The 18,535-nt window shown below is 72.2% G+C and carries 18 protein-coding genes; 12 read left to right on the top strand and 6 right to left on the bottom strand.

Going from position 1 to position 18,535, the window contains the following annotated elements:
• Nucleotides 1-92: 92 nt before the first annotated feature.
• On the bottom strand, nucleotides 93-1,139 hold the full coding sequence (locus tag AC07BF_RS21975) for a sugar ABC transporter substrate-binding protein (RefSeq protein ID WP_363581211.1): 1,047 nt from the start codon (nucleotides 1,137-1,139) through the stop codon (nucleotides 93-95).
• A gap of 516 nt (nucleotides 1,140-1,655) precedes the next feature.
• Here AC07BF_RS21975 and AC07BF_RS21970 point away from each other — a divergent pair.
• The 10 genes from AC07BF_RS21970 (at nucleotide 1,656) to AC07BF_RS21925 (ending at nucleotide 10,422) form a co-directional block, all read left to right on the top strand.
• Entirely contained in the window at nucleotides 1,656-2,507 is an 852-nt protein-coding gene (locus AC07BF_RS21970) for a fumarylacetoacetate hydrolase family protein (protein ID WP_400327918.1), read from the top strand.
• Between the two features lie 11 nt (nucleotides 2,508-2,518).
• A complete protein-coding gene (locus AC07BF_RS21965; protein ID WP_400809272.1) occupies nucleotides 2,519-3,859 on the top strand; it encodes an L-fuconate dehydratase in 1,341 nt (446 codons plus the stop codon).
• Nucleotides 3,856-4,617 carry an SDR family NAD(P)-dependent oxidoreductase gene (locus AC07BF_RS21960; RefSeq protein WP_363581217.1) on the top strand — a complete coding sequence of 254 codons (762 nt, stop codon included), beginning with the start codon at nucleotides 3,856-3,858 and terminating at the stop codon, nucleotides 4,615-4,617. Before AC07BF_RS21965 ends, AC07BF_RS21960 begins: the two co-directional genes overlap by 4 nt.
• Nucleotides 4,614-5,612: an aldo/keto reductase gene (locus AC07BF_RS21955; protein ID WP_478333795.1), complete on the top strand. Its 999-nt coding sequence runs from the start codon at nucleotides 4,614-4,616 to the stop codon at nucleotides 5,610-5,612. The genes AC07BF_RS21960 and AC07BF_RS21955 overlap by 4 nt, the downstream gene beginning before the upstream one ends.
• On the top strand, nucleotides 5,612-6,352 hold the full coding sequence (locus AC07BF_RS21950; RefSeq protein WP_363581221.1) for a (Fe-S)-binding protein: 741 nt from the start codon (nucleotides 5,612-5,614) through the stop codon (nucleotides 6,350-6,352). Before AC07BF_RS21955 ends, AC07BF_RS21950 begins: the two co-directional genes overlap by 1 nt.
• Nucleotides 6,349-7,800 (top strand): LutB/LldF family L-lactate oxidation iron-sulfur protein, encoded by a 1,452-nt coding sequence (locus AC07BF_RS21945; RefSeq protein WP_363581223.1) that lies wholly within the window; start codon nucleotides 6,349-6,351, stop codon nucleotides 7,798-7,800. Before AC07BF_RS21950 ends, AC07BF_RS21945 begins: the two co-directional genes overlap by 4 nt.
• Nucleotides 7,797-8,450, top strand: coding sequence for a LutC/YkgG family protein (locus AC07BF_RS21940; RefSeq protein WP_363581225.1), 654 nt, complete (start codon nucleotides 7,797-7,799; stop codon nucleotides 8,448-8,450). Before AC07BF_RS21945 ends, AC07BF_RS21940 begins: the two co-directional genes overlap by 4 nt.
• Nucleotides 8,447-8,758: an L-rhamnose mutarotase gene (locus AC07BF_RS21935; protein WP_363581227.1), complete on the top strand. Its 312-nt coding sequence runs from the start codon at nucleotides 8,447-8,449 to the stop codon at nucleotides 8,756-8,758. Before AC07BF_RS21940 ends, AC07BF_RS21935 begins: the two co-directional genes overlap by 4 nt.
• Nucleotides 8,755-9,648 (top strand): amidohydrolase family protein, encoded by an 894-nt coding sequence (locus tag AC07BF_RS21930; protein WP_363581229.1) that lies wholly within the window; start codon nucleotides 8,755-8,757, stop codon nucleotides 9,646-9,648. The genes AC07BF_RS21935 and AC07BF_RS21930 overlap by 4 nt, the downstream gene beginning before the upstream one ends.
• Before the next feature lie 78 nt (nucleotides 9,649-9,726).
• Nucleotides 9,727-10,422, top strand: a complete 696-nt coding sequence (locus AC07BF_RS21925; RefSeq protein WP_478333794.1) for a FadR/GntR family transcriptional regulator — start codon at nucleotides 9,727-9,729, stop codon at nucleotides 10,420-10,422.
• A 58-nt stretch (nucleotides 10,423-10,480) separates the two neighbouring features.
• On the opposite strand, the gene AC07BF_RS21920 is transcribed toward AC07BF_RS21925, so the two are convergent.
• On the bottom strand, nucleotides 10,481-11,107 hold the full coding sequence (locus AC07BF_RS21920; protein WP_363581233.1) for a hypothetical protein: 627 nt from the start codon (nucleotides 11,105-11,107) through the stop codon (nucleotides 10,481-10,483).
• Between the two features lie 961 nt (nucleotides 11,108-12,068).
• Between AC07BF_RS21920 and AC07BF_RS21915 the strand changes: the two genes are divergently transcribed.
• Complete coding sequence (locus AC07BF_RS21915; RefSeq protein ID WP_478333793.1) at nucleotides 12,069-12,545, top strand: DUF5994 family protein; 477 nt, start codon at nucleotides 12,069-12,071, stop codon at nucleotides 12,543-12,545.
• A gap of 186 nt (nucleotides 12,546-12,731) precedes the next feature.
• The gene (locus tag AC07BF_RS21910; RefSeq protein WP_363581237.1) at nucleotides 12,732-13,763 is read left to right on the top strand and encodes a zinc-dependent alcohol dehydrogenase family protein; all 1,032 of its coding nucleotides are present in this window, start codon (nucleotides 12,732-12,734) and stop codon (nucleotides 13,761-13,763) included.
• 233 nt (nucleotides 13,764-13,996) lie between these two features.
• Here AC07BF_RS21910 and AC07BF_RS21905 read toward each other — a convergent pair whose 3' ends face one another.
• From AC07BF_RS21905 to AC07BF_RS21890, 4 genes are read right to left on the bottom strand one after another with little or no spacing between them, the layout of a single operon-like run.
• Entirely contained in the window at nucleotides 13,997-15,559 is a 1,563-nt protein-coding gene (locus AC07BF_RS21905; RefSeq protein WP_478333792.1) for an MFS transporter, read from the bottom strand.
• Nucleotides 15,556-16,851: an ATP-grasp domain-containing protein gene (locus AC07BF_RS21900; RefSeq protein ID WP_478333791.1), complete on the bottom strand. Its 1,296-nt coding sequence runs from the start codon at nucleotides 16,849-16,851 to the stop codon at nucleotides 15,556-15,558. Before AC07BF_RS21900 ends, AC07BF_RS21905 begins: the two co-directional genes overlap by 4 nt.
• The gene (locus AC07BF_RS21895) at nucleotides 16,848-17,639 is read right to left on the bottom strand and encodes a creatininase family protein (protein ID WP_478333790.1); all 792 of its coding nucleotides are present in this window, start codon (nucleotides 17,637-17,639) and stop codon (nucleotides 16,848-16,850) included. Before AC07BF_RS21895 ends, AC07BF_RS21900 begins: the two co-directional genes overlap by 4 nt.
• Nucleotides 17,636-18,535, bottom strand: coding sequence for a beta/alpha barrel domain-containing protein (locus tag AC07BF_RS21890; protein ID WP_478333789.1), 900 nt, complete (start codon nucleotides 18,533-18,535; stop codon nucleotides 17,636-17,638). Before AC07BF_RS21890 ends, AC07BF_RS21895 begins: the two co-directional genes overlap by 4 nt.

The following is an 18,535-nucleotide window of genomic DNA, read 5'->3' as shown; positions in this document are numbered from 1 at the left end:
CACCGCTGGGCGGAGCCTTCCCCTCCCCGGTGCTTTGGCCGCGCCAGGCGAGAGGGGGGCCCCCCCCCCCCCCCCCACGAGGGGTCGGTGGGCTACTTGCCTACGCCGTTGCCCCAGAGGGACTTGTCGTCGACGTTCTCCTTGGTGACCAGGGGAGCGGGGAGCTGGTCCTCCAGGCCGTTGGGCAGGGAGATGATGGTCGACTGGTGGTCGGTGGCACCGGGTTGGAAGGTCTTGCCCTCGGCCGCGGCCTGCGCGTAGAACAGCGCGTACTTGGCGTAGAGATCGGCGGGCTGGGAGACGGTCGCGTCGATGTCGCCCTTGCGGATCGCGTCGAACTCCTGCGGGATGCCGTCGTTGGAGACGATGGCGATGTGACCGGGCTGGCCGGCGGGCTTGAGCAGGCCCTTCTGCTGGAGCAGGGCGATGGTGGGCTGCAGGAAGACACCGCCGGCCTGCAGGTAGACGCCGCCCAGGTCCGGGTTGGCGGCGAGGGTGGACTGGAGCTTGGCGGAGGCGACGTCGCCCTTCCAGTCGGTGGCCAGCTCGATCACCAGGATGTCGGGGAACTTCTCCTTCATGCAGGCGGCGAAGGCCTCGGAGCGGTCGCGGCCGTTGACGGAGCTCAGCGCGCCCTGGAGTTCGGCGACCTTGCCCTTGCCGCCGAGCTGCTGGCCGAGGAACTCACAGGCCTTGGTGCCGTACGCCTTGTTGTCGGCGCGCACCACCATGTAGACGTTCCCCTTGTCGGGGCGGGTGTCGATGCTGACCACGGGGATCTTCTTGGCGGTCAGCTGGTCGAGGGTGGAGGCGATCGCGCCGGTGTCCTGCGGGGCCATGACGACGGCCTTGGCGCCGGTGTTCTGGAAGACCTGGACGTTGGCGACCAGCTTGGTGACGTCGTTCTGCGAGTTGCTCACCGGCAGGGTGTTGAGGCCCTGGGCGGAGGCGTCCTGCTTGATGTACTGCGCGTAGGAGTTCCAGAAGTCGGAGTCCGCACGCGGCAGGTCGATCCCGAGCGCCGGCTTGCCACCGGCGGCGGAGTCCGTCGTGCTGCCGCGGTTGCAGGCCGTGGCGGCCCCCGCCAGGACGACTACGGCGGCGGCCGTGGCCGCGATTCTGGAGGAGCGAGGCTTCATGGTGCTGATCTCCTTGGCTGGGATGTCCGGGCTCCCCTGCGAGGGTGGGGAGCCGGTGTGGCGGGAGGCGGAGAGGCCTGTCCCCCCGGGAGGTGAAGCGGGGGTGGTTGAGCCGGACCTCCCCTCCCGGCCGTCATCCAGGAGGGAGGCCATGGATGCGGCGGGTCGTGGCAGGCGCGCTGGACCGTGCTCCCCGCAGTCATCGGATGGCTTGCGATCACGAGGACCATACGAGCTTGGCACGTGACTGACAATAGGGAAACCTCGGGCGAATCTCAACCGTAACGTCCGGGCCCCCATGTCGGATGATAACGAGCTGTCATCTCCTGTCTGAGCTGGAGATTTGATGAACAGTTAGGAGATGTTTGGCTCCTGACCCCGGCGGGCGCCGACAGACATCGGAGGACTTCTTGCGGTGCGTGGCCGACACTCGTATGGTCAGGGCGTCGAGGATTCATCCGATGTGTCGGCCCGGTGAAGAACCCCGGCCCGCAGACCTATGACAGGAGCCATGGCATGAAGCTCATGCGGATCGGACCGGCGGGAGAAGAGGCTCCGGCAGCCCTCGGCGACGACGGCCGGGTCTTCGCGCTCTCGGGCCTGACCGGTGACATCGACGGGGCGTTCCTCGCCTCGGACGGGATCGACCGCGTTCGCGCCGCCCTGGCCGCCGGAGAGCTCCCTGCGATCGACCCGGTCGGCCTGCGGATCGGCGCCCCCGTCGCCCGGCCGGGCAAGGTCGTCTGCATCGGCCTCAACTACCGCGACCACGCCGAGGAGACCGGCGCTGCCGTCCCCGCCCGGCCGGTGGTCTTCATGAAGGACCCGTCCGCCGTGGTCGGTCCCTGTGACCAGGTGCTGATCCCGCGCGGCTCGGCCAAGACCGACTGGGAGGTCGAACTCGCGGTCGTGATCGGCCGCGAGGCCCGCTACCTGGACTCGCCCCGACAGGCCCTCGCCCATGTCGCGGGCTACGCGATCAGCAACGACGTGTCCGAGCGGGAGTTCCAGCTCGAGTACTCCGGGCAGTGGGACCTCGGCAAGTCCTGTGAGACCTTCAACCCGCTCGGCCCCTGGCTGGTCACCCCGGACGAGGCCGGCGACGTGCAGGCCCTCGGCCTTCGTCTGGCCGTCAACGGCGAGCAGCGGCAGAGCGGCAGCACCGAGAATATGATCTTCGACGTCCCGTACCTGGTCTGGTACCTCAGCCAGTACATGGTGCTGCGGCCCGGAGACGTCATCAACACCGGCACCCCGGCCGGCGTGGCCCTGGGGCTGCCCGGCACCCCCTACCTGCGCGCGGGCGACACCGTCGAACTGGCCATCGACGGCCTCGGCACCCAGCGCCAGACCTTCTCCAACGCCTGAAAGGCACCACGTTGTCCGCAACCACAGCGCGGATCACCGCCGTCGACACCTACGACATCCGCTTCCCCACCTCGCGGGAGCTGGACGGGTCCGACGCAATGAATCCCGACCCCGACTACTCCGCCGCCTACGTCGTCCTGCGCGCCTCCGCGGGCGGCCACGAGGGCCACGGGTTCACCTTCACCATCGGTCGCGGCAACGACGTCCAGGTCGCCGCCATCGACGCGCTGCGCCCGCACGTCGTCGGACGGTCCGTCGCCCAGCTGTGCGCCGACCCCGGCTCCCTGTACCGCGACCTGATCGGTGACAGCCAGCTGCGCTGGCTCGGACCCGAGAAGGGCGTGATGCACATGGCGATCGGAGCCGTCGTCAACGCCGTCTGGGACCTCGCCGCCAAGCGTGAGGGCAAGCCGCTGTGGCAGCTGCTGGCCGACGCCGACCCCGCATGGCTGGTGTCCCAGGTCGACTTCCGCTACATCGCCGACGCGCTGACGCCTGATGAGGCCCTCGAACTGCTGCGCAAGGGCAGACAGGGCGCACCCGGGCGGGCCGCCGAACTCCTGCGCCGCGGCTACCCCGCCTACACCACCTCGCCCGGCTGGCTCGGCTACAGCGACGAGAAGCTCACCCGCCTCGCCAAGGAGGCGGTGGCCGACGGCTTCACCCAGATCAAGCTGAAGGTCGGCGCGGACCTGGAGGACGACATCCGCCGCTGCCGCGCCGCCCGCGAGGCCATCGGTCCGGACATCCGGATGGCGATCGACGCCAACCAGCGCTGGAACGTCGCCGAGGCGATCGAGTGGACGAACCAGCTCGCCGAGTTCGACCCCTACTGGATCGAGGAGCCGACCAGCCCGGACGACGTGCTCGGCCACGCCACCGTCCGGCGCGGTGTCCACCCCGTCAAGGTCGCCACCGGCGAGCACGTGCAGAACCGCATCGTCTTCAAACAGCTGCTCCAGGCCGGCGCCATCGACGTCCTCCAACTGGACTCGGCCCGGGTGGCCGGCGTGAACGAGAACCTCGCCATCCTGCTGCTCGCCGCCAGGTTCGGCGTCCCCGTGTGCCCGCACGCCGGCGGCGTGGGCCTGTGCGAACTCGTCCAGCACCTGTCGATGTTCGACTACGTCGCGCTCTCCGGCACCACCGAGGACCGCGTCATCGAGTACGTCGACCACCTCCACCAGCACTTCCTCGACCCCGTGGTCATCGACGGCGGCCGCTACCGGGCACCCACCGTGCCCGGGTTCTCCGCCACCATGCACCAGGCCGCCATCGACACCTACACCTACCCCGACGGCACGTTCTGGGCAGCCGACCTGGCCGGCGGCGACAAGGAGGAGCGCTCATGACGACCGACCTCGACGGGCTCACCGCCCTGGTCACCGGCGGTGCCTCCGGCATCGGACTGGCCACCGCCCGGTTGCTCGGCGCACGCGGAGCGGACGTCGCCGTCCTCGACCTCGACCCGAGCGGCGTCCGCGCCCCGCTGCGCGGCTTCACCGCCGACGTCGCCGATGACCGCTCCGTACGCGAGGCCGTCCAGGCGGCGGCCGAGGCGCTCGGCGGGATCGACATCCTGGTCAACAACGCCGGCATCGGCGCCGCCGGAACCGTGGAGGACAACTCGGACGAGCAGTGGCACCACGTCCTGGACGTCAACGTGCTCGGCATCGTCCGCACCACCCGCGCCGCCCTGCCCCACCTGCGCCGCTCCGACTCCGCCTCGGTGGTCAACACCTGCTCCATCGCCGCCACGGCCGGACTGCCCCAGCGCGCGCTGTACTCGGCGAGCAAGGGCGCCGTCCACTCGCTCACCCTGGCCATGGCAGCCGACCACGTCCGCGAAGGCATCCGGGTCAACTGCGTCAACCCGGGCACCGTCGACACCCCGTGGGTCGGACGGCTGCTCGACGCGGCCGACGACCCGGCCGCCGAGCGCTCCGCACTGAACGCCCGCCAGCCCACCGGCCGGCTGGTCACCGCCGAGGAGGTCGCCGCCGCCATCGCCTACCTCGCCTCCCCGGCCGCCGCCAGCGTCACGGGCACCGCGCTCGCCGTCGACGGCGGCATGGCCGGCCTGCGCCTGCGACCGGAGCCACGCCCGTGAAGCCGCGCCACCACCCCCTCGGCCGCAGCAGGGCCCAGGTGACCGAACTCGCCTTCGGCGCCGCCGGCATCGGCAACCTGTTCACCCCGGTCACCGACGAGCAGGCCGAACAGGCCGTCACCGCCGCCTGGGAGTGCGGCGTACGGTACTTCGACACCGCCCCGCACTACGGCCTGGGCCTGTCCGAGCGGCGACTCGGCGCCGCCCTGCGCGCGTTCCCCCGGGAGCAGTACACGATCTCCACAAAGGTCGGACGCCTGCTGGAGCCGGCCCCCTCCGGCGACGGCGACGACCTGGCCAACGGCTTCGCCGTGCCCGCCACCCACCACCGCGTCTGGGACTTCAGCGCCCGGGGCGTGCGCCGCTCCATCGAGGACAGCCTGGACCGGCTCGGCCTCGACCGGATCGACATCGCGTACCTGCACGACCCCGACGACCACGCCGAACAGGCACTCACCGAGGCCTACCCGGAACTCGAACGCCTGCGCGCCGAAGGCGTCCTGGGAGCGATCGGCGTCGGCATGAACCAGGCCGGGCTGCCCGCCCGGTTCATCCGCGAGACCGACCTCGACGCCGTACTGCTCGCCGGCCGCTACAGCCTCCTCGACCAGCAGGGCCTTGCGGAACTGCTGCCCCTGGCCCACCGGCGCGGCGTCGGCGTCGTGATCGGCGGCGTCTTCAACTCCGGCCTGCTCGCCGACCCGCGGCCCGGCGCCACCTTCGACTACACCGCGGCCCCCGCAGACCTGCTCACCAGGGCCACCGACCTCAGGGCCGTCTGCGAGCGGCACGGCGTCCCGCTGCGCGCCGCCGCCCTGAAGTTCCCGTTCGGGCATCCGGCGGTGGCGAGCGTGCTGGTCGGCACCCGCAGCGCCGGCGAGGCCCGGGACGCCGCCGCCATGCTCGACCACCCCGTTCCGGCGGCGCTCTGGGCCGAGCTCAAGCACCGCGGACTGCTTCCCGCGGACGTCCCGACCCCCGGGGAGGTGAGCTGATGCGCATCGCCCTGTTCATCACCTGCTTCAACGACACCCTCTTCCCCGACACCGGCCGCGCGGTGGTGACGGTGCTGGAGCGGCTCGGCCACCGTGTCGAGTTCCCCCAGGAACAGACCTGCTGCGGCCAGATGCACTTCAATACCGGCTACCGCCCCGACGCCGTCCCGCTGGTGACCCGCTTCGTCCGGGCCTTCGCCGACTACGACGCCGTGGTTACGCCGTCCGCCTCCTGCGCCGGGATGGTCCGTGACAACCACCCCCTGCTCGCCGAACGGCACGGCACCGCCTCGCTCCTCCGACAGGTCACCGAACTGGTGCCCCGGGTGCACGAGTTCACCGAGTTCCTGACCGACGTGCTCGGCGTCACGGACGTCGGTGCCCGCTTCCCGCACCGGGTCGCCTACCACCCCACCTGCCACTCCCTGCGCGGCCTGCGTCTCGGCGACCGCCCGGACCGGCTGCTGCGCGCCGTCGAGGACATCGACCTGGTCGACCTGCCCGCGGCCGACTCCTGCTGCGGCTTCGGCGGCACCTTCGCCGTGAAGAACGCCGACACCTCCGCCGCGATGCTCGCCGACAAGAACGCCGCCGTCCTGGACAGCGGAGCCGAGGTCCTGTGCGCCGCCGACAACTCCTGCCTGATGCACATCGGCGGCGGACTGTCCCGCCGGGGCGCGACCGTGCGGACCCTGCACCTGGCCGAGATCCTCGCCGCCACCGAAGGAACCGCACGATGAGCAAGCCCGGCGGCCGTGGCGTCGTCTGGCTCGGTTCCCCGTCCTTTCCCGACGCCGCCCGCGAGGCGCTCGGCAACACCCGGCTGCGCGCCAATCTGAAACGCGCCACCACCACCATCCGCGACAAGCGGCTGGCCGTCGCCTCCGAGTTGGACGACTGGGAGCACCTGCGGGACGCTGCCGCCGCGATCAAGAACCGCACCTCACGCCACCTCGACCGCTACCTCGTCCAGTTGGAGGCCGCCGTCACCGCCGCGGGCGGCACCGTGCACTGGGCCTCGGACGCCGCCGAGGCCAACCGCATCGTCACCGAACTCGTGCGGGCCACCGGCGAACGCGAGGTCGTGAAGATCAAGTCCATGGCGACCCAGGAGATCGGCCTCAACGAGGCCCTCGCCGAAGCCGGCATCACCGCCTACGAGACGGACCTCGCCGAACTCATCGTCCAACTCGGCGACGACCGCCCCTCCCACATCCTCGTCCCCGCGATCCACCGCAACCGGACCGAGATCCGCGACCTCTTCCTCGCCGAAATGGCCCACTGGGGGAAGCCCGCACCGGAGAACCTCGGCGACGACCCGCGCGAACTCGCCGAAGCCGCCCGCCTGCACCTGAGGGAGAAGTTCCTCACCGCCAAGGTGGCCGTCTCGGGCGCCAACTTCGCCGTCGCCGACACCGGCACGGTCGTCGTCGTGGAGTCCGAGGGCAACGGCCGGATGTGCCTCACCCTGCCCGAAACCCTCATCACCGTCATGGGCATCGAGAAGACCGTCCCGACCTGGCAGGACCTGGAGGTCTTCCTCCAACTGCTGCCCCGCTCCTCCACCGGTGAGCGGATGAACCCCTACACCTCCACCTGGACCGGCACCACCGACGGCGACGGCCCCAGGGAGTTCCACCTGGTGCTGCTCGACAACGGCCGCACCGACACCCTCGCCGACGAGGTCGGACGGCAGGTACTCGGCTGCATCCGCTGCTCGGCCTGCCTCAACGTCTGCCCCGTCTTCGAGCGCACCGGCGGCCACGCCTACGGCTCGGTCTACCCAGGACCGATCGGCGCCGTCCTCACCCCGCAACTGGTCGGCGTGGAGAACGCGGCGTCCCTGCCGTTCGCCTCCACCCTGTGCGGCGCCTGCTACGACGCCTGCCCGGTGAAGATCAACATCCCGGAGGTGCTGGCCCACCTGCGGGCCAAGACCGTCGAGAGCAAGCCTCGGGGAGCCGAGGCGCTGGCCATGAAGGCCGCTGCCACCGTCCTCGACTCCCCGCGCCTGCTCTCCGCGGCCCAGAAGGCCGCCGCGCTCGGCGGCAGGGCCCTCGCCAGGGAGGGGCGGATCGGCCGGCTGCCGGGCCCTTTGCACGGCTGGTCCGACACCCGCGACACCCCCGCACCTCCGGCAGAGTCCTTCCGCACCTGGTGGCGCAAGAACAGGGAAGGTGAACGATGAGCAGCCGTGAGGCGGTTCTCGGCCGCATCCGGGCGGCGCTCGCCGACGTCCCCGCCGACGAACGGTCCGACGACGTCCCCGTACCCCGGACCTACCGCCGCAGCCACACCGAGCCGGGCGAGGACACCGTCGCCCTGTTCGCCGAGCGGGTCGCCGACTACCGCGCGGACGTCACCCGCACCGACCAGGCGGGCCTGCCGGCCGCCATCGCCGCCGCGCTCACCGCAGCCGGGGCGAGCAACCTGGCACTGCCCAGCGGCTTTCCCGTCGAGCTGCTGCCGCCCGGCGACTGGCAGTGGCACCCGGAACCGCTGGACGCCCAGGCCCTGAACGCCCTGGACGGCGCCTGCACCCTCGCCGCCGCCGGCATCGCCGTCACCGGGACCATCGTCCTCGACACCGGCCCGGGCCAGGGCCGCCGCGCCCTCACCCTCGTCCCCGACTACCATCTGTGCGTCATCCGCGCCGGACAGATCGCCGCCGACGTCCCCGACGCCCTCGCCCGCCTCGACCCCGCGCTGCCGCTGACCTTCATCTCGGGCCCTTCTGCCACCAGCGACATCGAACTCGACCGCGTCGAGGGCGTGCACGGCCCCCGCACCCTGCACGTCGTCATCGTCGACCACCCCACCCACCCGGAGCAGCCATGAGAGTCGCCCTGCACACCCGCCTCCGCCCGGACCGGATCGCCGAGTACGAGGCCGCCCACCGGGACGTGCCCGCCGAACTCGTCGCAGCCATCCGGGCTGCCGGCGCCACCTCGTGGACGATCTGGCGCAGCGGTTGCGAGCTGTTCCACCTGCTGGAGTGCGAGGACTACGCCCGGCTCCTCGCCGAACTGGAGCACCTCCCGGCCAACACCGCCTGGCAGGAGAGGATGGGCGAACTGCTCGACATCAGCCACGACTACTCGAACGCCGGCGCCGGGGCCGGGCTCCCGGCCGTGTGGGAACTGTGACCGGACGTCAGATCGTCGACGCGCACCACCACGTCTGGGACCTCGGCGCGCGGCCGCAGCCCTGGATCAGCGGCGAGGCCCTCGCTCCCCTGGCCCGCTCCTTCACCGCCGCCGACCTCGCCCCCGAAGCCGCGGCGGCCGGAGTGGTCGCCACGGTCGTCGTGCAGACCGTCTGCGTCCCCGAGGAGACCCCCGAACTGCTGGCGCTGGCCGACGGCAGCGACCTGATCGCCGGCGTCGTCGGCTGGACCGACCTCACCGCCCCCGGCGTTGCCGACGCGATCGCCACCCTGCGTGAACTCCCCGGCGGGGAAAGACTGGTGGGCATCAGGCACCAGGTCCAGGAGGAGCCCGACCCCGAGTGGCTGCTGCGCCCCGACGTCCAGCGCGGCCTGCTCGCCGTCGCCGAGGCCGGTCTCGCCTACGACCTCGTCGTCAAGCCGCACCAGCTGCCCGCCGCCGCCCTCGCGGCCGCCCGGCACACCGGCCTGACGTTCGTCCTCGACCACCTCGGCAAGCCCCCGATCGCCGACGGCGCGCTCGACCCCTGGGCAGCGGACCTGCGCCGCCTGGCCGCGCTGCCCAACACCGTGGGAAAGCTTTCCGGCCTGGTGACCGAGGCCGCCCCCGGCCGGTGGCGGACGGCGGACCTCAGGCCCTACGCCGACACCGCCCTGGAGGCCTTCGGCCCGGAACGGCTCCTCTTCGGTTCCGACTGGCCGGTGTGCACCCTGGAGGCCGGCTACGCCGAGGTCGCCCGGATCACCCGGCACCTCGCGGACGGGCTCAGCGCGGGGGAGGAGGACGCGGTGTTCCGGCACAACGCGGTCCGCGTGTACGGGCTCGGCGCCCCGCGCCGGCCCGCGGAGGGACGTGCCGGATGGTCTTGACCTGTCGCGATCAAGGCCAGCTCCGGGTGGGTGTCGGGGAGACTATGCTGCAGGGATCAGGACCAGGGAGGCATCGGCGTGCCAGTCACCGACTTGGCGATCGAGAAGATCAAAGCCATGATCGTCAGTGGTGAGCTGCGCCCCGGTTCGCGACTCCCCAAGGAGGCCGACCTGGCCGAGCGGCTCGGTCTGTCGCGCAACTCCCTGCGTGAGGCGGTGAAAGCTCTCTCGCTCATCCGGGTGCTCGACGTACGCCAGGGAGACGGCACGTACGTGACGAGTCTGGAGCCCAACCTGCTGCTGGACGCGCTGGGCTTCGTCGTCGACTTCCACCAGGACGACTCGGTGCTGGAGTTCCTGGAGGTCCGCCGCATCCTGGAGCCCGCCGCCGCGGCCATGGCCGCCCGAGTGATGCCGGACGAGGACATCGCCGCGCTCGGAGAGGTCCTGGAGAGCCTGCGTGACGACGCCCCCCTGCAAGAGCTGATCGACAACGACCTGGAGTTCCACCACAGGATCGCGGCCGGTTCGGGCAACACCGTCCTGTGCTCGCTCGTCGACGGTCTGTCCGGCCCGACCGCCCGGGCGAGGATCTGGCGCGGGCTGACCGAGGAAGGCGCGGTCGAGCGGACCCGCCAGCAGCACCGCGCCATCCTCGACGCCATCGCCCACCGCCGCCCCGACGTCGCGCACGCCTGGGCGACGGTGCACGTGGCAGGCGTCGAGCAGTGGCTGCGGGACACCCTCGGCGCAGCCGGATCCTCGCTCGGCTGACCCGGGGCGGGTGCTTCAAGGGGCGCGGCCTCCGCGGGCCGCCCAGACCGCGTCCGCCCTACAGGCCGGTGCTGAGTCCGGTGAGTCCCTGGAGGACGTCGAAGCTGAGGGTGGCGGAGAAGAGCTGTTCCCCGGTGGCGAGCGGACTGGTGCCGAACTCCTGGGAGAGGGCGTTCGCGGCCGGCGCGGCCAGGTTGACGGGGGTGTTCTCGGCGCTGACCTTGGTCAGGGAGAGCCTGATGCCCTCGTCGGTGACGGTGAGCGTGTCGATGCGCCGGCCGAGGTGCTCGGTGGTGATGACGCTGGTGCGGTCGAGCTTCATCGCCAGCTCCAGGTTTGCGAACTCGGAGCGCTGCCCGTCGCGTTGGAAGGCGAAGCCGCCTCGGGCCCGGCCGGTGAGGCCGGACAGGTCGGTGTTGATCTCGCCGCTGTCGAGCATCGAGTGCATGCACTGGTGGCCGTTCAGGGTGACCAGTGTCGCGGGTGCGACCGCGTCGAAGGTGACGCCGGCGTCGGAGAGGGCCTTGGCGGCGGTATCGGTCAGGCAGTAGTCGAAGGGCGTCCCGCCGCGCAGTTGGAGCGGCGGGAGCAGCGCACCGGGCGCCTGGGCCGAGGCCGAGGAGGGGGCCAGCGCCGCGAACGCCAGGACGGCGACGGCGGCAAGGCGCACGGGGGACTTCTTCACAGCGCACTCCAGAGTCAGGGGCCGGCCACGGCGGCCGACACGCGGATACGCCCGTCCAACGCACAGGCGACGGCGTCGGCACGCCCGGCAGATCCGGATCACCCGAAGAGCGCCGCGGCAGACCGCCCGGACACCTTCCGGCGATGGCTTACCCGCCGTGCGAACCGGTGGCGGCCGGGCGGCGGTGTGCAACGTCTGCGCCTGCCGGGTCTGGTGGGCAGTCCATTGGCGAGGCGACGGTACCGACCAGTGAGATGGCGTTCTCCACTACGGCCTACTCCCGGTCCGCGCCGAGTCCGTAGGGGGTCGCCTCCAACTCCGTGACCAGGTTCCCCAGGAGCGGCAGCGGACTGTCGCGGAACTGGAGGTGGACGGTGGCGACGGGCCCCTGGGCCGTGGGAGGGCTGAGCTGCGCGCCACGTCCTCGTCCTTGAGCCTGCGGGTGCGTACCGTGCCGGGCTTCCATTCGTCGCCCGCGCCCAGGCAGAACCATCCGTCCGGGTAGGGCGGGGCCTGTGGGCGGGAACGGGGGAGAGGGTGCGGGAACCTCCCACCCGCGGCCGGGCCAGGTGAATCGTCGCGGTGGAGGGCGTGGACTTCTCGATCGGCGAGGGCCTGAGCCCGGCTGTCGTCGACGCGGTGCCGCGCGTCGTCGCCGAGGTCCGCCGGGCGGTGGAAGGGCACCGGGCGGGGGCGTCATGACACCGAACCGCGGACGGTCGAGGCCTGCGGCTCGCGAGCAGCAGCCGCCCGCCGTCACCGAAACCGAGCGCACCTGATCGGGCGGGGTGCCTCCCCGCGCCCGGTCGGCCCATCCGCCCGCCGCTCCTCTTCCCCCGGGGCGCCGCCGGCGTCCGGAGTACGGTGGAAGAGCCACTGTCCGCGGCCTGCGGGTTCGGTCCGTGGTGCCCCGGCGACAGCGTCAGGCCGACCCAGGCGAGCCAAGGGCAGGTGTTCCGACATGACCGCAACCTCCGAGCCCGGCGGCGCCCGGGCGTCCCACCCGGAGCCGCCCGCGCGGCTCTCGCTGGTCCCCGAGGGCGTCGCCCCGGGGCGGCTGGGCGGGGCCTGGTGGCCCCGTTCCCACGACCTCCTTCGTGAACTCCCCCCGCTGGCGGCGACGCTGGCCCCGTCGTGGGGAGAGATCCTCCGCGTCACCGTGAACCCGGCGCACTGGCCGGTCATCCCCCGGCGCGTCCCGGTCACCGGCCATGTCATCCACGTCGGCTGGTTCGAACAGGAACAGGACGCGGAGGAGGTGGTGGTGTGCTCCTTCGTGCCCCGGCGACTGGACCTCCTGGTGATTCCCCCCGAGACCGAGGCCCCGACCGCCGAGTGGCTGATGACGGCGGCATGCGAACCGGCCAACACCCGCACCGCCACCGAGCTCCTGGCCGCCGCGGGCGTCCCGACGGAAGGCGCACGGACAGGCGGGTGACCACGGTCAGTGGCGGACGGCGCTCCGCTCCCGACCGGCCGACCCCTCCTGTGACGTCCCGCGATCGGCTCCCGCTCCGGACCGCTCGGGGCGGCACGCGTTCGCACCGCGCTCAACGCGGTCGGCCTCGACCGAGGTGTGAGCAGGCGGCGCCGACCGCGGAAGACCCCTGTCGGAGGAATGGCCATGACAGCAGCCGAAAGTGCAGGGCAGCGCACCACGGCCTGGGTGGTGGAGCGCCCCGGCCCGATGTGCTCGTCCCCGCTGCGCCGGGTGGAGCGGATGCTGGAACCGCCCGGACCCCAGGAGTTGTTGATCGAGGTCGGGGCCTGTGGAGTGTGCCGCACCGATCTGCACCTGGCCGAGGGCGACCTTCCGCCGCACCGGCCCGCCTGCACACCGGGGCACGAGATCGTCGGCCGGGTGCTGAGCACGGGCCGGGAGGTGCGGGACTTCTCTCCCGGCGACCGGGTCGGCGCGGCCTGGCTCGCGAGCACCTGCGGCGACTGCCGGTACTGCCGGGCCGGCCGCGAGAACCTCTGCCCGAACTCCCGGTACACCGGTTGGGACGTCCAGGGCGGCTACGCCGGACACACCCTCGTGGACGCCGGGTACGCCTACCCGCTCCCCGAGGGGCCGCCCGACGAGGACCTCGCCCCGCTGCTGTGCGCCGGCATCATCGGCTACCGCGCCCTGGAACGCGCGCAGCTGCCGCCCGGCGGACGGCTGGGCATCTACGGCCTCGGCGCCTCCGGGCACCTCACCGCGCAGCTCGCGCTCGCCCGGGGCGCCACCGTGCACGTCCTCACCCGGGCCGCGAGCGCCCGGCGCCTGGCCCTGGAGCTGGGCGCGTCCTCCGTCGGCGACGCCTACGGCACACCGCCCGAACCCCTCGACTCGGCGATCCTGTTCGCCCCGGTCGGCGACCTGGTGCCGGTCGCGCTCGCCGCGCTGGACCGCGGCGGCACGCTGGCGGTGGCCGGGATCCACCTCACCGACGTTCCCGCCCTCGACTACCAGCGGCACCTCTTCCAGGAGCGCAGTCTGCGCAGCGTCACCGCCAACACCCGTGAGGACGGTCTCGCCTACCTCGCGGAAGTCGCCCGGCACCACCCGGCGGTGCACGTGCAGCGCTACCCCATGAACCGTGCCGACGCCGCGCTGGCCGACCTCGCGGCGGACCGGATCACCGGAGCCGCCGTCCTCATCACGCAGTGAAGGCTCCGGCCCCGGGACTGGTAGGCCCGCAGGTCGAGGTGCCGCGTATTCAAGCGCGGTCGACATGACGGACACGAAGAGCCATGGCTCGGGCGCCGCGAGGGCTGCCGTCCACACCGACCACGACGTAGGGCGGGTCCTGGGTGACGTGCTCGGGATCGCGGACGGCCTCAACGCTACCGGCATCCGGGCAGCAGTAGTGAGGGCGCCGTCGGGGTCTGCTTGACGGGCTTTCAGGTCCGTTCGTTCGGCTGTTTCCTACTCGGCGCGGTGCTCGTCCCCGAAGTGCTGCTCGTCCCCGAAATGGTGCTCGTCCCCGGACTCGACGGGATCGGGGAAGTCGAGGCGTTCGTGGCTGCGCCGGGTGTTCCGGACCGCGCCGACGCCCTCCTCGCGGTGGCCGGGAGGATCGTGGCCAGGGTGAGGGCGGCAGCCAGCCAGGTGGTGGAGTGGAAGGCCTCGGTGAAGGCCCGGGCGGTTTCCGGGGAGGCGCCCGCGTCCAGCGGGGACGATGACGTGCCCGGGGGGAGGAGCAGTCGGTAGGCCACCGTGGTGACCGTGCCGAAGACGGCGATCCCCAGGCCGGCGCCGGCCTCGTAGGCGACGGACTCGATGCCCGCCGCCGCGCCTGCCAGGGAGGACGGCGCGGTGGTCATGATCAGGTTCGAGGCGACCATCTGGACCAGGCCGTGGCCGAACCCGATCAGGGCCAGCCCGAGCGGGGCCACCGTGCCGGAGGCGACCAGGACGTATCCGGTCGCCGCGAGCAGCAGGCCGGCGGGCACGCCCGCGCGCGGTTGTCCCAGGCGGGAGAGGAGCAGTCCGCCCACCGGCCCCGCGACCGTCGCGGCCAACGGCATCGGGATCAGGTACAGCGCGGCGGCCTCCGCCGACAGTCCCTTGGCGATCTGCAGGTACTGCACCAGTTGGAGTTCGAAGCCGACCATCACCAGCACCGGCAGTACCGAGGCCACCACTCCGGCGCGCAGCCCGGGCAGCCGGAACAGGGACAGGTCCAGCATCGGGTGCGGCATCCGCTGCTGCCGTCGCACGAACAGCACCAGCGCGGTCAGGCCCGCCGCCGCCGGCAGCACCACCTCCGGGATGCCGACGCCGTCGTGGGTGAAGGCGATGATGGCGTAGGCGCAGCCCAGGAACCCCACCATCGAGAGCAGGGGCGAGGTGGCCTCCCACGGTTGCCGCTCGGACTCGACCTCGTTGCGCAGCAGCAGTGCCACGGCGGGTACGGCCAGTGCCACGATCGGCAGGTTGACCAGGAAGATCGAGCCCCACCAGAAGTGCTGGAGCAGGAAGCCGCCGGCCACCGGTCCCAGCGCCGAGGCGCCGGCGGCGACCGCGCTCCACGCCCCGATGGCCACCGCGTGGTCGCGGCCGTCGCCGAAGGTCTGCCGGATCAGCGCCAGCGTGGCCGGGATGATCATCGACGCGCCGATCGCCAGCAGTGCCCGGGCGCCGATCAGGGCCGGCGGGTTCGGTGCCGCCGCGCACAGCGCCGAGGCCGCGCTGAAGACGGCCAGTCCGGCCAGCAGCAGCCGCTTGTGCCCGATCCGGTCGCCCAACGGCCCGCTGACCAGCACCAGTCCGACCATCAGGAGCGAGTACACGTCGACCGCCCACAGCAGTTCGGTCGGGGACGCCCGCAGTTCGTGGGCGAGGGTCGGGACGGTGATGGTGAGGATGGTGACGTCCACGGCGGCGGGCAGGAAGCACAGCAGCACCACGGTCAGCACCAGCCAGCGCCGGGCCGTCCCGACCACGGGCAGCGGGCTGCTCACCGGCCGAGGTCCAGAGCCGTCCTGGCTCTGTCGATCAGGTCGTGCAGCTCGGCGAGGCTGGGGGCGTAGAACATGCAGCTCAGTCTGCCAGTTTGAAGGTCCGTCAGCTCGGTCGGGACCACACCCCGGTCGGCGTGTCGGGGCGAGGCCACGAGCGGTCCGAGCAGGCGCAGCACTTCCGGCAGGTACAGCCCGGTCGGAAGGCCGTAGAAGTCGTAGTTGCCGACCGCGTGGGTGTCGAGGTAGCCGGGGCCGATGAGGTGCTCGCCGAATTCGTGCACGTGGCTCGACCCGGTGCGGCGGGCGTTGAGGTCGTGCAGGTAGACGACGCCGTCGCGGGCGATCGCGTCGATGCCGAAGCGCCCGCGGTAGCCGCGCCGTTGCATCTCCTCGGCCAGCCGGAGCCCGCCCTCGGTCAGCGGGCGGTACCACCAGGCGCGGCGCAGCTCCCGCGCGGTGACGTTGCCGCGCAGGTGCGTGGCGCCCTCGAACAGCATGTCGGTCGTGTAGCAGAGGTGGGGCGGGGCGTCCGCGGGCACCATGTACTCCACGGACGGGAAGGTGATGTCGCCGTCGAGGAACTCCTCGACGACCACCGGGTCCTCGTCGTAGAAGGTGCTCCCGGCCAGGCGTTCGGCGATGTCGTCGTCGCCGGGCCGGAAGATCAGCAGGCCGAGGCTCGCCTCGCCGCGGTCCGCCTTGACGATGCACGGTGTGCCGGTCGCGAGCATGTCCCGGACCGCGGCCGGCACGTCCTGTTTCCCGGCGCAGTGCGTACCGGGCGGGATGCGGCAGGGTCCGTCGGTCATGCCGAGGTCGGCGGCCAGGTCGCGCAGGCCGGTCTTGGTGTCCAGCAGGTCCCGGAGGGCCTGCTGCGGCGGGCTCTCCGGCAGTTCGGTCACCACGTCGTACCGGGTGCGCAGGGCCTCGGTGAACCGCCACAGGTCGGCGGTGGTGGTGTGCGGGATCAGCCGGAGTCTGCGGCCCGGTCCGGCGTGGGCGGCCACGGCGGCCATCAGCTCGGGATCGGCGAGCATGTCGGCGAACAGCGAGCCGGTGCGGCCCGCCGGGCTGAGGTTCACCACACCGTCGATCTCCAGGAACTTCCGCTGCCAGTCCAGGTCTCCGATCGGCTCGTAGGTGATGAGCATCTTGTCCAGCGGCCCCCAGAACAGCGCCTGGTCCTGCTGGGCGTAGCACTCCGAGAGCAGCTCGTCGACGTCGCCGGCGCGGACGGCGAAGTCGCGCAGGGTGTCGACGGCGTTGCTCACGCAGAGGGTGGGTACGGTCAAGGCTTCTCCTCGTGCAGATCGTGCAGAAGTCCGTCGCCCCGGGACACCAGGTCGACCGCGGCCGCGACCACGTGCCAGAAGAGTTCCTTGCCCAGGGCGACGGTGGCGCCCGAAGTGCTGGACAGGACGCCTTGGTTGGTAGTGCGGTTCACGTCGGCGGGGTGCAGGTAGATCCCCGGGCGGGGTGGGTCGGCGTGGTCGGGCCGGGCGGCCGAGACCAGGTCCGGGCGGAGGTAGAGCATCAGGCTGGTCTCGGTGATCCCCGCGTGCTCGGCGTGCCACCCCGGAAAGAGCGGCACCCGCCCGGCCAGCCAGTCCTGGTCGACCAGGCTCCACCAGCTCAGCGCGATGAACTCCTTGCCCGCGGCCGCCGGCCGTCGGCCCACCTCGTCGAGGGCCTCGAAGAGGAACGGCTCGTTCTCGAAGTGGCCGTTGACGACCAGCAGTCGGTGCCAGGGCAGGGCGCACAACGACTCCAGCACGTCCTCCAGGAAGGCCAGCAGGGACCGACCGCGCACGTAGACGGTGCCGGGGAAGGCCAGGCCGCCGCCGCTCTGCGGCAGCGACCGCGCCGCGATGGACTGCGCCGGCAGGGTCAGGGCGTTCAGCTCGTAGGCGATCTGCCGGGCGAACGCGTCGGCGAGCACGGTGTCCACGGACAGCGGCAGGTGCGGACCGTGCTGTTCGGTGGCCCCCACCGGCCACACCACGGTCCGCCCGGCGGTGGCCGCCAGGACGTCGGCGCTGCTCAGGTCGCACAGTTGCGGCCCGGAGCTGCGGGGGGTCACGGCTGCACCTGCTCGGACCGGTCCGCTCCGGTGACGGGTGCGAGGCCGTGGCCGGTGTTCCCCGTCCCGGTGGTCTCGGTCACGATCCGGGCGAGCGTGTGGTACATGTCGGTGTGCAGCGCGGTGTACACCTGGGCCGCCACCGCGCCGACCGCCAGGTAGTCGTGCACGTCCCGGCCCGACTGCACGCCGCCGGAGGCCAGCACGGGAAGGGTGAACCCGGCTCGGCGCAGCTTCCACAGGGAGGCCAGTACGAGCGGCTTGATGCCCGGTCCGGAGTAGCCGAACACGCCGCCGAGTTGGAGGTCGCCGGTCTCCGGGTGCACGGCGGCGGCGGGCAGGGTGTCGCTGATGGTCACCGCGTCGGCGCCGGCGCGGGCGGCGGCGAACGCCCGGGCGTGCAGGCCTTCGCCGCTGGCCAGCTTGACCGAGAAGGGCACCCGCGTCGCGGCGCGGGTGGCCGCGGTGTAGGCGTGCACCCGCTCGGGAGTGTCGTCGAGGCCGTCCTCCTCGTTGAGGCAGGAGATGCCCAGTTCCAGCGCCCGGCAGCCCGTCGCCTCCACCCGGGCCGCCAACTCGGCGAGTTCCGCCGGGCTGTCGGCGTGCAGCGACGCGATGACCGGCAGCCCGTCCCGGGTCAGGTCGCGCAGGATGCGCACCCAGTGATCGACGGACCGTTTGGAGTAGGTGGTGCTGTTGATCATTCCGGTGGGCAGTCTGACGAGGCGTTCGTCCAGGCCGATCGGCGGGTTGGGGTGGATGGTCTTGGTGACCACCGCGCCCGCGCCGGCGTCCAGCAGCCTGCGGATGTTGCGCTCCTGGTCGGTGAGCAGGCCGGAGCCGACCACGACAGGGTTGGCCAGGTGCATTCCCAGCAGGTGGGTCGGGGCCGCCAT

The sequence above is a fragment of the Kitasatospora sp. NPDC043950 genome, from assembly GCF_056435345.1.
This window is presented reverse-complemented; position numbering and strand designations above follow the sequence as displayed.

Excerpts from the sequence above, each read along its gene's own strand:
- AC07BF_RS21975 (WP_363581211.1), bottom strand. The coding sequence starts at position 1,139 with ATGAAGCCTCGCTCCTCCAGAATCGCGGCCACGGCCGCCGCCGTAGTC.
- AC07BF_RS21970 (WP_400327918.1), top strand. The coding sequence starts at position 1,656 with ATGAAGCTCATGCGGATCGGACCGGCGGGAGAAGAGGCTCCGGCAGCC.
- AC07BF_RS21960 (WP_363581217.1), top strand. The coding sequence starts at position 3,856 with ATGACGACCGACCTCGACGGGCTCACCGCCCTGGTCACCGGCGGTGCC.
- AC07BF_RS21950 (WP_363581221.1), top strand. The coding sequence starts at position 5,612 with ATGCGCATCGCCCTGTTCATCACCTGCTTCAACGACACCCTCTTCCCC.
- AC07BF_RS21945 (WP_363581223.1), top strand. The coding sequence starts at position 6,349 with ATGAGCAAGCCCGGCGGCCGTGGCGTCGTCTGGCTCGGTTCCCCGTCC.
- AC07BF_RS21940 (WP_363581225.1), top strand. The coding sequence starts at position 7,797 with ATGAGCAGCCGTGAGGCGGTTCTCGGCCGCATCCGGGCGGCGCTCGCC.
- AC07BF_RS21935 (WP_363581227.1), top strand. The coding sequence starts at position 8,447 with ATGAGAGTCGCCCTGCACACCCGCCTCCGCCCGGACCGGATCGCCGAG.
- AC07BF_RS21915 (WP_478333793.1), top strand. The coding sequence starts at position 12,069 with ATGACCGCAACCTCCGAGCCCGGCGGCGCCCGGGCGTCCCACCCGGAG.
- AC07BF_RS21910 (WP_363581237.1), top strand. The coding sequence starts at position 12,732 with ATGACAGCAGCCGAAAGTGCAGGGCAGCGCACCACGGCCTGGGTGGTG.
- AC07BF_RS21890 (WP_478333789.1), bottom strand. The coding sequence starts at position 18,535 with ATGGCGGCCCCGACCCACCTGCTGGGAATGCACCTGGCCAACCCTGTC.